Source organism: Streptomyces sp. NPDC034103, from assembly GCF_055575395.1.
Genome location: NZ_JBVISS010000008.1, coordinates 321,936 through 335,717, shown reverse-complemented (window position 1 = coordinate 335,717; position 13,782 = coordinate 321,936). Strand labels below are relative to the sequence as shown.

Here is a 13,782-nt window from a genome sequence, read left to right as displayed (position 1 = left end):
ACGGGATGACTGGACGGTGACCTGCTCGCGCCGCACCGTGGGGACGGGGGCGGCGCGCACCCCCCGGCCGGGTGGGGTTCCTCTTGAGCGGAGAGGTGCCCCACCCGGCCGACTGGCGTCCGAGGGGCCGTCAGACGTCCTGGCCGCTGCCGCCGCCCTTCGCCACCTTGATCCCCTTGGTGATCTCGTCGATCACGTTCTGCTTCTCCCCGACGTCGACGCCGAAGCGCACCACGACGATCTGCCGCGCGTTCGCGGGGGAGGGGAAGGCCAGTGACTCGACATAGCCGTCGGCACCCTTGCTGGTGACCGCCTTCCAGCGGACCAGGTAGCCCTTCTGCCCGGCGACGGTCACCGCCTTGGACTCCAGCACCTCGTGCGAGGTGATCGCCCCGTAGGTCTTGCCGCCGTAGGACTGCTCGGCGTTGGCCTTGATGTCGGCCTTGGCGACCTGCTCGGCCGTCGTGCCCGAGGTGCCCAGCAGCATCGCGGGCGCCGAATAGGCGCCGCCCTTGGTGCAGGTCTCGGCGGTGTCGCCGGGGCACTGGTAGGAGTCGTTGGAGGTGACCGAGGCGCCGGCCTGGATCTGCTGGCCGTACCAGTCGTCCGGGATCGGGATGCTGATCCCGCTGACCGCGTCGGTCACCGAGCCGCTCTCGATCCTCGGCGCCTCGGACTGCTCCGGCGACGGCGAGGCGCCACCAGAACCACCGGAGCCCCCAGAGCCACCGGAACCGCCCGAGCCCCCGGAACCACCGTTCCCGCCGGGGCCGCCCGGCCCCTGCTGCGAACTCGCGGTGCCGCCGGCGTCGTCCCGGGTCAGCGCCCACACGCCCACACCGATGCTCGCCAGGACCGCCGCGGCCACCGCCACGGCTATGCCCGTGCGCAGACCGCGCCGCCCGCCGGCCGGCGGCTGCCCGGGATACGCCGGGTAGGCCGGGTACGCCGGATACGCGCCCGCCGCGGGGCTCTGCGGCGGAGGACCCCATACGGCGGCCGACCCCACGGGGCGCGTCTGGTCGGTCCATGCCTTGCCGTCCCACCAGCGCTCGGTGGCGGGACCGTCACTTGTCTGTCCGGGATCGGGGTACCACCCGGGAGGAGTCGCCTGCGTCATGCCACCACCGTATGAGGCGTCGGTGAAAGGCGGATGAGAGGGCCGGAGCGCATTTCCGTCACTCCAGGACGAGTCGTACCGGACGTGCGGTCGCGGGCGGTGGCAGACGCAGTCCGTCCCGTCCGGGGGTCAGTGAACCGAGTACGCGCGCGTGCCGGGCGCCGGTGCTCGCGGGTACGGTCCCGGGCAGGCCGTGCGCGGTGAGGAACCCCAGAACGGCGAAGGCGTACGCCTCCTTCGCGGCCGAGGGCAGCCCCAGCTCGTCGGAGGTCCGCAGCGTGATGTCCGCCAGCCGCTCGGCCAGCAGACCCATCAGTGTCGGATTGCGGGTCCCGCCGCCCGAGGCGATCACCTCCGTCGCCCCGACCGTCCGCACCGCGTCGGCGACCGTCCGGGCGGTGAGCGCGGTCAGGGTGGCGACGACGTCCTCGGCCGGCAACGTCCCGAGCCCGGCCAGGGCGTCCCGCAGATGCCCGAGGTGGAAGAGCTCCTTGCCGGTCGTCTTGGGCGGCGCCAGCGCGTAGTACGGGTCGGCGAGCAGCCGCTCCAGCAGCACCTCGCGCACCGCCCCGCGAGCGGCCAGCGCCCCGTCGGCGTCGTAGGACAGGCGCCCGCCGCTGAAACCCCGGGCCGCCGCGTCGATCAGCGCGCACCCCGGGCCGGTGTCGAAGGCGGTGCCGTCGGGGGCGGTGAGGTTGGCGATGCCGCCGAGGTTGAGGGCGACCGGTCTGCCGGGGCGGCCGCGCAGCCACAGCAGGTCGACCAGGCTGACCAGCGGCGCGCCCTGGCCGCCGGCGGCGATGTCCCGCGGCCGGAAGTCGGCGACCACGGGCAGTCCCGTCGCCTCGGCGATCCAGGCGGGCTGCCCGATCTGCAAGGTGCCGTGCACCCGGCCGTCAACGGCCCAGTGGTACACGGTCTGCCCGTGCGAGGCGACCAACTCGCCGCGCCCCGCGCACAGTTCGCGATTCGCCCGGACGGCCGCCGCCGCGAAGGCCTGTCCGACGAGGGTGTCCAGCCGGCACACCTCGGCCAGGGTCGTGGTCCCCGGCGGAAGCGCCGCCCCCAACGCCTCGCGCAGCGCTTCGTCGTACGGCTCGCTCACCATGCCCAGCGGCCTCAGCACCAGGGCGTCGCCGACGAGCTCCAGGTCCGCCGCCGCCGCGTCGATGGCGTCGTACGACGTGCCGGACATCAGTCCGATCACCCGCATGCCCTCAACCCGCTCTCCTCGAAGGGGACTTCGCGAGTGCCAGTACGCTCACCGCGCAGGTAGCCGCCGCGTAGTACCCCGGGATGTCCACGTTCCCGGTCCGCTCCACCGTCCTGGTGATGATGAGCCCGGCACACCCCGAGAACACCGCATTGGACAGCGCGTAGGCGAGTCCCAGGCCGGTGTAGCGCACGTTCGTCGGGAACAGCTCCGCCAGCATCGCGGGCCCCGGCCCCGCCATCAGCCCCACCACACCGCCCGCCGCGCACACGGCGACGCCCTTCACGGTGGTCGAAGTCCCAGGGTCCTGGAGGAGGTTGAGCAAGGGGACGGAGAAGACCGCGACGAGCAGCGCCCCCGCCAGCATCACCGGTCTGCGGCCCACCCGGTCGCTCAGCAGCCCCGCCGGCAGGATGGTCGCCGCGAAGCCCAGGTTGGCCAGCACCGTGGCGATCAGCGCCTGCTGGAAGCTCGCGTCGAGGGTGCTCTGGAGATAGGACGGCAGCACCACCAGGAAGGTGTACCCGGCCGCCGCCCAGCCCATGATCCGCCCCGAGCCCAGCGCGACGGCCCCCACCACCCGGCGCGCGGGCGGGCGTTCGGCCTCGTGGTCCTTGCGGAACGCGGGCGTCTCGTCCAGCCGCAGCCTCAGCCACAGCGCCCCGAGCCCCAGCGGCAGCGTCAGCAGGAACGGCAACCGCCAGCCCCAGTCGCCCAGTTGCTCCGTACTCAGCACGGTGGCCAGGAGCGCCGCGGCACCCGCCCCGGCCAGCAGCCCCAGGGCCACGGTGAACGACTGCCACGAGCCGTACAGACCCCGTCGCCCCGGCGGCGCGAACTCGGTCATCACGGACACCGCCCCGCCGAACTCGCCGCCTGCGGACAGCCCCTGAAGAACCCTCAGAAAGGTGAGCAGCCAAGGCGCCAGAGAGCCCACCTGTGCGTACGTGGGCAGCGCGCCGATGAGCGTCGTCGCGCCCGTCATCAACGCGATCACCAGGATCAGCACCGGCCGCCGTCCGATCCGGTCCCCGAGCCGGCCGAACAGGGCCGCGCCGACCGGCCGGAAGAAGAACGCCAGCGCGAACGAGGCGTACGTCCTGACCAGCGCCTCGGTCGCACTGCCCCCCTCCGGGGTGAAGAAGCGGGCCGCGATGATCGTGGCGAAGTAGCCGTAGACGCCGAACTCGTACCACTCGATGAAGTTGCCCACCGACCCCGCGACCAGCGCGCGGCGGGACCGGCCGGTCTTCTGATCCTGGAGAATGCCTACCTCCCAAGCTTTTTGACCATCGGTCAGACGACACGACGGGGCAGGTCACGGGCCGGGCGCGTCGCCTCCGCGAAGGCGCTGTCACCCATCACGGCAACAGGTGCCCGGACCGCCCTCCACACAGGCAATCGGACGGCTACGCTCGAGGTCTGTACGTCGTTCGGGCGACTTGGGGAGGTACGGGATGACGGAGGTACGGCCCGCACAGGCCGCCTCGGCCTTCCTGTGGGAGCGCGAGGGGGAGGTCGCCGCCGTCGAGCAGGCGATCGACGCGCTCTGCGCGGACCGCTCGTCCTCGGGCAGCGTGCTGGTCTTCCGGGGCGAGGCGGGACTCGGCAAGACCGCGCTGCTCACCGAGACACGCCGCATCGCCGAGGCCCGCGGCTGCGCCGTCTGGTCGGCCCGCGGCGGCGAGACCCTCAGGTCCGTCCCCTTCAACGTGGTGCGCCAGCTCCTCCAGCCCGCCCTGCTGAACCTGATGCCGGAGGAGGCACGCGAGTACCTGGGCGACTGGTACGACATCGCGGGCCCCGCCCTCGGCATGACCGAACCCGGTGAGCGCCAGGCCGACCCGCAGGGCGTGTGCGACGGTCTGGTGGCCGCCGTACGGCGTCTCGCCCGCCGCGACTGGCCGCTCGTGCTGGTCGTCGACGACGCCCACTGGGCCGACCAGGAGACCCTGCGCTGGCTCGCCGCGTTCACCGAGCGCCTCGACGACCTGTCCGTGCTGGTCGTCGTCGCCCGCCGCCCGGGAGACGTCAACGGCGAGAGCGCCCGCCTCCTCGACGCCGTCGCCGCCACCGCGTCCGGCCCCGTCGCCACGCTCAGCGCCCTCACCCCCGACGCCACCGCCGGCCTCACCCTCGCCACCCTGGGAGCCCACGCCGACGCCCCGTTCTGCCGCGAGGTGTGGGCCGTCACCGGCGGCAACCCGTACGAGACCGTCGAACTCCTCGCCAAGGTCCAGGACAGCGAACTCGAACCCGTCGAGGCCCAGGCACCCGAACTGCGCGCCCTGAACCGCTCGGCCCGCGGCGGCGGCCTCGTCGCCCGCCTGGAGGGACTCGGCATCGAGGCCACCCGGTTCGCCTGGGCGGCCGCCATCCTCGGCACCGGCATCTCCGTCGACCTGGTCGCCCAACTCGCCACCATGGGCCGCGAGAACGCCGTCCGATGCGCCGAACTGCTGCGCACCGCCCGCATCCTGACCGAACCCGACCCGGCCGCCGCACCGGCCGGCGACGGCGACCTGGAGTTCGTGCACCCGCTCATCGCGACCGCCGTCTACAACTCCATCCCGCCCGCCCTGTGCACCGCGATGCACGGTATCGCCGCCCGGGTCGTCGCCGACTCCGGACTCGGCGCCGCCATGGCCTCCCGCCACCTGCTTCAGGTGCACCCGGACGACGACGAGGAACTCGTCGAGCAGCTGCGCGAGGCGGCCCGTGAACACCTCGCCGTCGGCGCCCCCGACGCGGCCCGCCGCTGTCTGGAACGGGCCCTGAAGGAACCTCCCCTGCCCGAGAGCCACGCGCGCGTGCTGTACGAACTCGGCTGCGTCACCCTGCTGACCGCCCCCGCCACCACCGTCGAACACCTCCAGTCCGCGCTCGCGATGCCCGGTCTGGACGGCGCCGAACGCGTCGACGCGGTCTTCCGCCTCTCCCAGGCCCTCATCCACAACGACCAGTTGGAGGACGCCGTCCGCACGGTCGAGGCGGAGGCCGCCCGGCTCGAACCCGGCCCCGCCCAACTGCGGCTCCGGGCCGTGCAGTACATGTGGGAGGGCATCCACGCGGGCGAGACCAGCTCCCCGGGCCGCTCCGAGCGGCTCGCCGACCTCGCCGGGACCTGTACCGGCCGCGACAACTCCGAGCGGGCGCTGCTCATTCTGCGCGGCTTCGACGCCATGACCCACGGCGAGAACGCGGAAGTCGTCGTCGAACTGTGCGACCGGGCCCTCGTCAACGGCCGCCTGGCCCCCGGACTCGGCTGGACCGACACCGAGTGGGGCCTGGAGATCCTCATGATGCTCGCCAGCTCCTACACCTACACCGACCGGCTCGACCGCGCCGAGAGCATGTTCACCGAAGCCCTGCGCACCTATGAGTCGGCCGGCTGGAGCGGCGGTCAGCTGGCGCTGGCCCACGCCTTCCTCGGGTTCTCGCACCGGCGGCGCGGCCGTCTCAGGGAGGCCGAGTCCACCCTGCGCGAATCGCTGCGCATCGCCGAGCGCGTCGGCCGCGGACTGCCCCTGTACTGGTCGGCGACCTGCAACCTGGTCGACACGCTGCTCGCCCGCGGCCATGTCGAGCGGGCCTGGGAGGTCGCCGAGCAGTACGGCTTCGCGCCGCCCTACCCGTCCACCATCGTGCTGCCCGACCCGCGCTCCGTCCGCGGCCGCCTGCTGCTGGCGGTCGGCCGCACCCAGGAGGCCATCAACGAACTGGAGGCCGCCGAGAAGGCGGCGACCGCCCGCGGCCACCACAACCCGGTGATGGTCCCCTGGGCGCTCGACCTCGCCCGCGCCCTCGCCACCGAGGACCCGAGCCGCGCGGCCCGGCTGGTCTCCGACGCCCGCCGCCGCGCCGAGCGCTTCGGCACCGACACCGCGATAGGAGAGGCGCTGCGCTGCGCCGCCGCGCTGGAGACCGGCCAGCGCGCGGTGCGGCTGCTGTCCCAGGCGGTCACCTATCTGGAGGCGTCACCCTGCCAGTACGAACACGCGGCAGCGCGCGTGGAGTACGGCATCGCCGCCCGCTCGGTCGCCGAGATCAACCGCGGCCTGGCACTCGCGCGTTCCTGCGGAGCGGACGGGCTGGTCAACCAGGCACGGGAGGTGCTGGAGACCGGACGGGGCCTGCGCTAGCGCGTCGGTGGCCGATCGGTGACCGCAGACCGCGCCTTCTGTACGCCCTGACCGCCGACGGCGCCGTTGGTGCGCCCCCGCCTCCCTGACCGTCCCTGCGTCGCGGGCGAGGTCACCCCTCTTCCTCCGCCAGCACCCGCTGGGCCGTGGCGAACGCCGAGTTGGCCGCCGGGACCCCGCAGTACACGGCGGTCTGGAGCAGCACCGCGCCGATCTCGTCCGGGGTGAGTCCATTGCGCCGGGCCGCCCGGACATGCATCGCCAGCTCGTCGTAGTGGCCGTGCGCGACCAGGGCCGTCAGCGTGATCATGCTGCGTTCGCGGCGGCTGAGCGTCGGGTCGGTCCAGATCTCGCCCCACGCGTAGCGCGAGATGAAGTCCTGGAAACGCGCGGTGAACGGCGACTGCCGGGACTGCGCCCGGTCCACGTGGGCGTCACCGAGCACCTCGCGCCGTACCCGCATGCCACGCCTCGCACCGCCGTCGAAGTGGGCGCGCAGGGCGGTCAGTACGGCCTCCGGGCGCTGCGCGACCGCCAGGTGCGAGGCGCCCGGGATCTCGACGAGCGCGGCGCCCGGCACCACGTCGGCGATCTCCCGCAGATGCGCGGGCGGGGTCGCCGGGTCCTGCCGGCCCGCGACGAGGAGGGTCGGCGCGGAGATCTCCGCCAGCCGGTCCCGGATGTCGAAGGCCGCGAGCGCGTCACAGCAGGCCGCGTACGCCTCCGGGTCGGCCTCCCGATGGTCCCGGACCAGCCGGGGCACCGTGAACCCGGGGGTGAACCAGCGGGCGTCCGCGCTCTCCACCAGCCAGTCCACGCCCTCGGCCCGGACGCGCGCGGCCCGCTCCCGCCAGGCCTTCGCGCCGCCGAAGTGAGCCGACGAGCAGAGCACGGCCAGCGCCGAGACCCGCTCCGGGTGGTGCGCGGCCAGGTGCAGTCCGACCGCCCCGCCCAGCGACACCCCGGCGTAGGCGAACCGCTCCACGCCGAGCGAGTCGGCGAGCGCGAGCACCAGGTCCGCGAGGTCGCCGACCCTCGTACCGGGACCGATCAGGTCGGCCGCGCTGCCGCCATGCCCCGGCAGGTCCCAGCGGACCACCCGATGGGTGACGGACAGCTCCGGCGCGACCTGGTCCCACAGGGCGGAGGAGGTCCCGAGCGACGGCCCGAGCAGCAGCGGTGGAGCCGCATCGGGCCCCTCGATACGGTGGTTGAGGGCAGTGTGGGTCAACGTCGCTCCAGAGCACGGTCGGTGAGGGTGGCGGCGGCGCCCGTGTACCGGGTGGGGTCGGTGAGGCTGTCGAGGTCGATGCCGCTCAACTCCGGCTCCTGTGCCAGAAGTTCGCCCAGGCTGTGCCCCTCCGCGTAGGTGCGCCGGGCGAGTTCCGTCAACAGGGCCTTGGCGCGGGCCCGGCCCAGCACGGGCGCCAGTTCGGCGGAGAGCCGCTCGGACACGATCAGCCCGTGGGTGAGGTCCAGGTGGTCACGCATCACGTCCGCGTGCACCCGCAGCCCCTCGGACAGTTCCGCGGCGTCCCGCGCGGCGCCGCCCGCCAGGCGCAGCAGGTCGCGCAGCGGCTCCCACTCGGCGTGCCAGGCCCCGGCGGGCCGCTCGTCCCCGGCCGCCAGCGACCCGTAGAGCACGGCCGCGAGCTGCGGTGCCCGCCGGGCCGCGGCGTCGATCAGCGTCGACCGTACGGGATTGGCCTTGTGCGGCATCGCCGACGAGCCGCCGCCGCTGCCCTCCGCGACCTCGCCGATCTCGGTACGGGCGAGCGTGAGCACGTCCGTGGCGAGCTTGCCGAGCGCGCCGGCCGTGAGGGCCAGACAGCCGGCGAGGTCGGCGATCGGGGTGCGCAGCGTGTGCCAGGGCAGGTCGGGTGCCCGCAGGCCGAGTTCGCGCGCGTACGCCACCGGCAACGCGGTCGGGTGGGTGGCCCCGTAGGCGGTGAAGGCGGCCAACGTCCCCGCCGCGCCGCCGAGTTGGGCGGGCAGTGTGTCGCGTACGGCGGTGATCCGGTCCCGGGCGTCCAGGACCAGCGAGCGCCACCCGGCGGCCTTCAGGCCGAAGGTCGTCGGCACGGCGTGCTGGGTGAGCGTGCGTCCCGGCATCGCGGTGTCCCGGTGCTCGGCGGCGAGCCGGGCCAGTGCCGCCTCGGTGCGCCCGAGGTCGGCGCGGACCAGGTCGAGGGTGCGCACCGCGACCAGCATCGTCGCGGTGTCCATGATGTCCTGGCTGGTCGCGCCCCGGTGCACGTACGGTCCGTGCTCCGTCCCCACCGCGTTCGTCAGGTCGGCGACGAGCGGGATCACCGGGTTTCCGCCGCCGCGCGCCCGTACGGCGATGTCCTGGGCGTCGAAGCGTCCGGACTCCGCGGCCGCGGTCACCGCGGTGGCGGCCGCCCCGGGGGCCAGCCCGAGCGTCGCCTGGGCGCGGGTCAGCGCGGCCTCCGCGTCGAGCAGCGCCCGCAGATACGCGGCATCGCTGGTCGCGGTGGCTGCGGGGGAGCCGGCCCACCCGGGGGCGAGCAGACCGGCGTCGGGCTCCGCGGCAGATGTCACTGGAACTCCAGGAAGACCGTCTCGCCTTCGCCCTGAAGGCGGATGTCGAAACGGTACGTCCCCGGGGCCCCCTCGGTCGCGATCAGCGTGCCGCGCCGCTCGGGGTCGACCCGGGCCAGCAGCGGGTCGGCGGCCAGCGCCGCGTCGTCGCCCGGCAGGTAGATCCGGGTGTAGAGGTGCACCAGCAGACCGCGCGCGAACACGCAGACGGCGAGGTAGGGCGCGCTGTGACCGCGTGCACCCGGTCGCAGGGTCCGCGCGGACCAGTGCCCGCTCGCGTCCGTCTGGCTCCGTCCCCACCCGGTGAACTCCACGCCCGTACGGCCCATGAAGCCACCGCTGGCCCCGTCGCGCCGCATCGAACCGTCCACCCGGGGGATGTTGCCGTCCGGGTCCGCGCCCCACAGCTCCACGAACGCGTCCGGCAGCGGGTCGCCCGCGCCGTCGCGGATGACACCGTGCACGGCGATGGTGTCCGGGTGGCCGACGGGTGCGATGTCCTCGCCGCCGGGGAAGGGCAGGGCGTGCCCGTAGAAGGGCCCGACCGTGTGCGACGGTGTGGGCAGCACCGTCTCGGGACGACTGGTGTCGATCTTCGTCATGGCAGCTCAGCGCCCTTCTTCGAGCCAGGTGGCGTGCGGGCCGTCGAGCACGATGTCCCAGTGGTAGCCCATCGAGAACTCCGGCACCGACAGTTGGTGGTCGTACGTCGCCACCAGACGCTGGCGGGCCGCGTCGTCCGTCACCGACTGGATGATCGGGTCGTAGGGGAACAGCGGGTCGGCCGGGAAGTACATCTGCGTCACGAGCCGCTGGGTGAACGCCGAACCGAACAGCGAGAAGTGGATGTGCGCGGGCCGCCAGGCGTTGAGGTGCTGACGCCAGGGGTACGGGCCCGGCTGGACGGTGGTGAAGTGGTACTGCCCCTGGTCGTCGGTCAGGGTGCGGCCGACGCCGGTGAAGTTCGGGTCCAGCGGGGCGTCGTGCTGCTCGCGCTGATGGGCGTACCGGCCCGCCGAGTTGGCCTGCCAGATCTCGATCAGCTGACCGCGGACCGGACGTCCGTCACGGTCCAGCAGCCGCCCGGAGACGGTGATGCGCTCACCTATCGGCTCGCCGTTGTGCTGCCGGGTGAGGTCGTTGTCGAGGTCGGTGATGTCCCGCTCGCCGAAGGCGGGGGAGTGCAGCTCCACCAGCTCCGGGTCCTTGGACACGTCGATGGCGATCGGCGGCTGCTTGGGGTGGCGCAGGACCGAGGAGCGGTACGGCGCGTAGTCGCGGCGCGGCTGGTGCTCGACGGGGGCGCCGTCGGCGACGCGCTTTTCGTACGCGGCGTGCTCGGCGGCGATTTCCCGGTCGATGTCGGCTTGCGTGAGAGTCATGAGCGCATCCCGTGGGGTCTTAACGTTCGAGGACGAGGGCGAGGCCCTGGCCTACGCCGATGCAGAGGGTGGCGACGCCGACGCCGCTGCCCCTGCGGGCCAGTTGGTGGGCGACCGTGCCGGCGAGCCGGGCGCCGGAGGCACCGAGGGGGTGGCCGAGGGCGATGGCGCCGCCCTGCGGGTTGAGGATCGCCGGGTCGAACTCCGGCCATTCGGCGACGCATCCGAGGACCTGCGCGGCGAAGGCCTCGTTGAGCTCCAGGACTGACAGGTCGTCAAAACCCTTGCCTGCCTTGGCGAGGGCCCGGTTGACGGCCTCGACGGGGGCGAGCCCGAAGTAGTCGGGGTCCAGGGCGTTGACGCCGGTCGCCGAGACCCGGGCGAGAGGCTCGCGGCCGGTGGCCCTCAAGCCCGCCTCGTCCACCAGCAGCAGGGCGGCGGCACCGTCGTTGAGGGGGGAGGCGTTGCCGGCGGTGACCGTGCCGCCCTCGGTGCGGAAGGACGGCTTGAGCTTCGCCATCGCACCCGGGGAGGCGTCGGGGCGCACGCACTCGTCGGCGCCGAACACCACCGGCTCGCCCTTGCGCTGCGGGATGACCACCGGTGCCAGCTCGGCGTCGAAGAGCCCCGCCTCCCGCGCCCCGGCCGCCTTGCGGTGGCTGGCGAGCGCGAACTCGTCCTGCTGCTCCCGCGTGATCCCGTGCTTGTCGGCGATCAGCTCCGCGCTCTCGCCGAGCGGGATGGTCCACTGCGGGTCCATCCTCGGGTTGACCATGCGCCAGCCGAGCGTGGTCGAGTACAGCTCGGTGTGGCCGGCGGGGAAGGCCCGGTCGTTCTTGGGCAGCACGTACGGCGCCCGGGTCATCGACTCCACGCCACCGGCCACGGCGATCGAGGCGTCCCCGGCGGCGATGGCACGGGCCGCCTGGATCACGGCCTCCAGACCCGAGGCGCACAGCCGGTTGACGGTCACGCCCGGCACCGAGGTGGGCAGGCCCGCGAGCAGCGCGCCCATGCGGGCCACATTGCGGTTCTCCTCGCCGGCGCCGTTGGCGTTGCCGAAGTAGACGTCCTCGATCCGGGACGGGTCCAGGTCGGGGGTGCGGGCGAGGAGTTCGCGCAGGGTGTGCGCGGCGAGGTCGTCAGGGCGGACCGGGGCGAGGGCGCCGTTGTAGCGGCCGATCGGGGTTCGGACCGCGTCGACGATGTACACGGGCTTCACAGCAGGTCCTCCGCGACGGTCAGCTTGGCGTCGGTCCTGGCGATGACGTCGTCGACGGTGACCCCGGGGGCGACCTCGGTCAACACGAGGCCCTGCGGCGTCACGTCGATCACGCCGAGGTCGGTGATGACCCGGTTCACACACGCCTTGCCGGTGAGCGGCAGCGCGCACTCCTCGAGGATCTTCGGCGATCCGTCCTTGGCGGTGTGGGTCATGATCACGATGACCGTACGGGCACCGTGCACGAGGTCCATCGCGCCGCCGATCCCGGTGATCATCTTGCCGGGGACGGCCCAGTTGGCCAGGTCGCCCTTGGCGGAGACCTGCATGGCCCCCAGGACGGCGACGTCGATGTGGCCGCCGCGGATCATCGAGAAGGACAGCGCCGAGTCGAAGAAGGAGGCGCCGGGCAGGACCGTCACGGTCTCCTTGCCCGCGTTGATCAGGTCCGGGTCGACCTGTTCCTCGGTCGGGTAGGGCCCGGTGCCCAGGATGCCGTTCTCCGACTCCAGGATCACCTCGACGCCGGGCGGAAGGTGGTTGGGGATCAGCGTCGGCAGGCCGATGCCGAGGTTGACGTAGGCGCCGTCGGTGAGTTCCCGCGCCGCGCGGGCGGCCATCTGCTCGCGTGTCCAGGCCATCAGCTGCTCACCGTCCGCTGCTCGATCCGCTTGTCGGCGGCCTGCTCCGGGGTCAGGGCCACCACCCGTTGCACGAAGATCCCCGGCAGGTGCACGGCGTCCGGGTCGATCCCACCGGGCTCGACGAGCTCCTCGACCTCGGCGATCGTCACCCGTCCGGCCATCGCGGCCAGCGGGTTGAAGTTGCGGGAGGACTTGTTGAAGACGAGGTTGCCGTGCCGGTCGCCCTTCCAGGCCCGCACCAGCGCGAAGTCCGTACGGATGCCGCGCTCCAGCACGTACTCGGTGCCGTCGAACTCCCGGACCTCCTTCGGCGGCGAGGCCAGCGTGACGCCGCCCGCACCGTCGTAGCGCCAGGGCAGACCGCCCTCGGCGACCTGGGTGCCGACACCGGCCGGGGTGTAGAAGGCGGGGATGCCCGCGCCGCCGGCCCGCAGCCGTTCGGCGAGCGTGCCCTGAGGGATCATCTCGACCTCCAGCTCGCCGGACAGGTACTGCCGGGCGAACTCCTTGTTGGCCCCGATGTAGGAGCCCGTCACGCGGGCGATCCGGCCGGCGGAGAGCAGCACGGCCAGCCCGGACCCCATCGCCCCGCAGTTGTTGGAGACGACACCGAGGCCGCTGACCCCACGCTCGTACAGGGCCTGGATCAGCACGTTGGGCACACCGCTCAGCCCGAAGCCTCCGACGGCGAGTGTCGCGCCGTCCGGCACATCGGCCACCGCCTCGGCGGCGGTGGCGACCACCTTGTCCATGCGTGAAGCTCCATCCCGCTGATTAGTCAGGGCACTGAGTATTTCGGTGAAGTTTCCTTCACGCTGCCACCGGACGGGGATGGCGTCAAGACCCGGGAGAAGTGTGAGGTCATGCCCATGAGGGGTGAGGCAGACAGCTCCGGGCCCGCCGGGTATCGTTCAGTGCACTTACGAATCCGTGCACGTATGAACCGTGCACTGACGAATCCGACCTCAGGAGCGCACATGGCCGCGGTGGATCTGACCACCCACCCCGGGCACCTGGCCCGGCGGCTCCAGCAGGCGCACTACCTGCTGTGGAACACGATGGTCTCGGAGGAGATCACCTCTCCGCAGTTCGCGGTCCTCAACGCGCTGGTCGCCGAGCCCGGCCTGGACCAGCGCACGGTCGGGGAGCGCGTAGGGCTCGACCGGTCCACCATCGCCGAGGTGATCAGCCGGCTCGGCCGTCGCGGGCTGGTCGACAAGGTGCGCGACCCGCAGGACGGCCGGCGCTTCCTGCTGCGCCTGACCGAGGACGGGACGCGCACCCACCGCAAGCTGACCGTGCGCACCGCCCGGATGAACCAGGTCTTCCTCGCCCCGCTCTCCGCGGCCGAGCAGTCCGTCTTCTTCGACCTGATCCAGCGCGTCTGTGACGCGGCGGAGGGGCTGCGCAACCCCGCGGAACCCCTCGTCGCCCAGCGCTGACCAGGCGGCGCCCGGCATCAGGCGTCCGGCACCCGGCATCAGGCACCCGGCCCCC

General features: G+C 73.1%; 12 protein-coding genes. 2 read left to right on the top strand and 10 right to left on the bottom strand.

Annotation, left to right across the window (positions count from 1 at the left end; genetic code table 11):
• Window positions 1-130: 130 nt before the first annotated feature.
• Genes ACZ56U_RS20020 through ACZ56U_RS20010 form a run of 3 tightly spaced genes read right to left on the bottom strand, consistent with a single transcriptional unit; the run spans window position 131 to window position 3,546 of the window.
• Complete coding sequence (locus tag ACZ56U_RS20020; protein ID WP_469085324.1) at window positions 131-1,120, bottom strand: DUF2510 domain-containing protein; 990 nt, start codon at window positions 1,118-1,120, stop codon at window positions 131-133.
• 58 nt (window positions 1,121-1,178) lie between these two features.
• A complete protein-coding gene (locus ACZ56U_RS20015; RefSeq protein ID WP_469085323.1) occupies window positions 1,179-2,333 on the bottom strand; it encodes an anhydro-N-acetylmuramic acid kinase in 1,155 nt (384 codons plus the stop codon).
• A gap of 4 nt (window positions 2,334-2,337) precedes the next feature.
• The gene (locus ACZ56U_RS20010) at window positions 2,338-3,546 is read right to left on the bottom strand and encodes an MFS transporter (protein ID WP_469085322.1); all 1,209 of its coding nucleotides are present in this window, start codon (window positions 3,544-3,546) and stop codon (window positions 2,338-2,340) included.
• A 244-nt stretch (window positions 3,547-3,790) separates the two neighbouring features.
• Here ACZ56U_RS20010 and ACZ56U_RS20005 point away from each other — a divergent pair, with 244 nt between their 5' ends.
• Entirely contained in the window at window positions 3,791-6,475 is a 2,685-nt protein-coding gene (locus tag ACZ56U_RS20005; protein ID WP_469085321.1) for an ATP-binding protein, read from the top strand.
• Between the two features lie 112 nt (window positions 6,476-6,587).
• On the opposite strand, the gene pcaDC is transcribed toward ACZ56U_RS20005, so the two are convergent.
• The 7 genes from pcaDC to ACZ56U_RS19970 are packed head-to-tail and all read right to left on the bottom strand — an operon-like array spanning window position 6,588 to window position 13,037.
• Window positions 6,588-7,706 (bottom strand): bifunctional 3-oxoadipate enol-lactonase/4-carboxymuconolactone decarboxylase PcaDC, encoded by a 1,119-nt coding sequence (gene pcaDC, locus ACZ56U_RS20000; protein WP_469085320.1) that lies wholly within the window; start codon window positions 7,704-7,706, stop codon window positions 6,588-6,590.
• The gene (gene pcaB / locus ACZ56U_RS19995) at window positions 7,703-9,037 is read right to left on the bottom strand and encodes a 3-carboxy-cis,cis-muconate cycloisomerase (protein WP_469085319.1); all 1,335 of its coding nucleotides are present in this window, start codon (window positions 9,035-9,037) and stop codon (window positions 7,703-7,705) included. Before pcaB ends, pcaDC begins: the two co-directional genes overlap by 4 nt.
• Window positions 9,034-9,639 carry a protocatechuate 3,4-dioxygenase subunit alpha gene (gene pcaG / locus ACZ56U_RS19990; RefSeq protein ID WP_469085318.1) on the bottom strand — a complete coding sequence of 202 codons (606 nt, stop codon included), beginning with the start codon at window positions 9,637-9,639 and terminating at the stop codon, window positions 9,034-9,036. Before pcaG ends, pcaB begins: the two co-directional genes overlap by 4 nt.
• Before the next feature lie 6 nt (window positions 9,640-9,645).
• Window positions 9,646-10,419 carry a protocatechuate 3,4-dioxygenase subunit beta gene (pcaH, locus tag ACZ56U_RS19985; RefSeq protein WP_469085317.1) on the bottom strand — a complete coding sequence of 258 codons (774 nt, stop codon included), beginning with the start codon at window positions 10,417-10,419 and terminating at the stop codon, window positions 9,646-9,648.
• A gap of 19 nt (window positions 10,420-10,438) precedes the next feature.
• Window positions 10,439-11,641, bottom strand: a complete 1,203-nt coding sequence (locus ACZ56U_RS19980) for a thiolase family protein (RefSeq protein ID WP_469085316.1) — start codon at window positions 11,639-11,641, stop codon at window positions 10,439-10,441.
• On the bottom strand, window positions 11,638-12,282 hold the full coding sequence (locus ACZ56U_RS19975; protein WP_469085315.1) for a CoA transferase subunit B: 645 nt from the start codon (window positions 12,280-12,282) through the stop codon (window positions 11,638-11,640). The genes ACZ56U_RS19980 and ACZ56U_RS19975 overlap by 4 nt, the downstream gene beginning before the upstream one ends.
• Window positions 12,282-13,037, bottom strand: a complete 756-nt coding sequence (locus tag ACZ56U_RS19970; RefSeq protein ID WP_469085314.1) for a CoA transferase subunit A — start codon at window positions 13,035-13,037, stop codon at window positions 12,282-12,284. Before ACZ56U_RS19970 ends, ACZ56U_RS19975 begins: the two co-directional genes overlap by 1 nt.
• Before the next feature lie 225 nt (window positions 13,038-13,262).
• Between ACZ56U_RS19970 and ACZ56U_RS19965 the strand changes: the two genes are divergently transcribed.
• On the top strand, window positions 13,263-13,727 hold the full coding sequence (locus ACZ56U_RS19965; protein ID WP_469085313.1) for a MarR family winged helix-turn-helix transcriptional regulator: 465 nt from the start codon (window positions 13,263-13,265) through the stop codon (window positions 13,725-13,727).
• The last annotated feature ends 55 nt before the right edge of the window (window positions 13,728-13,782 follow it).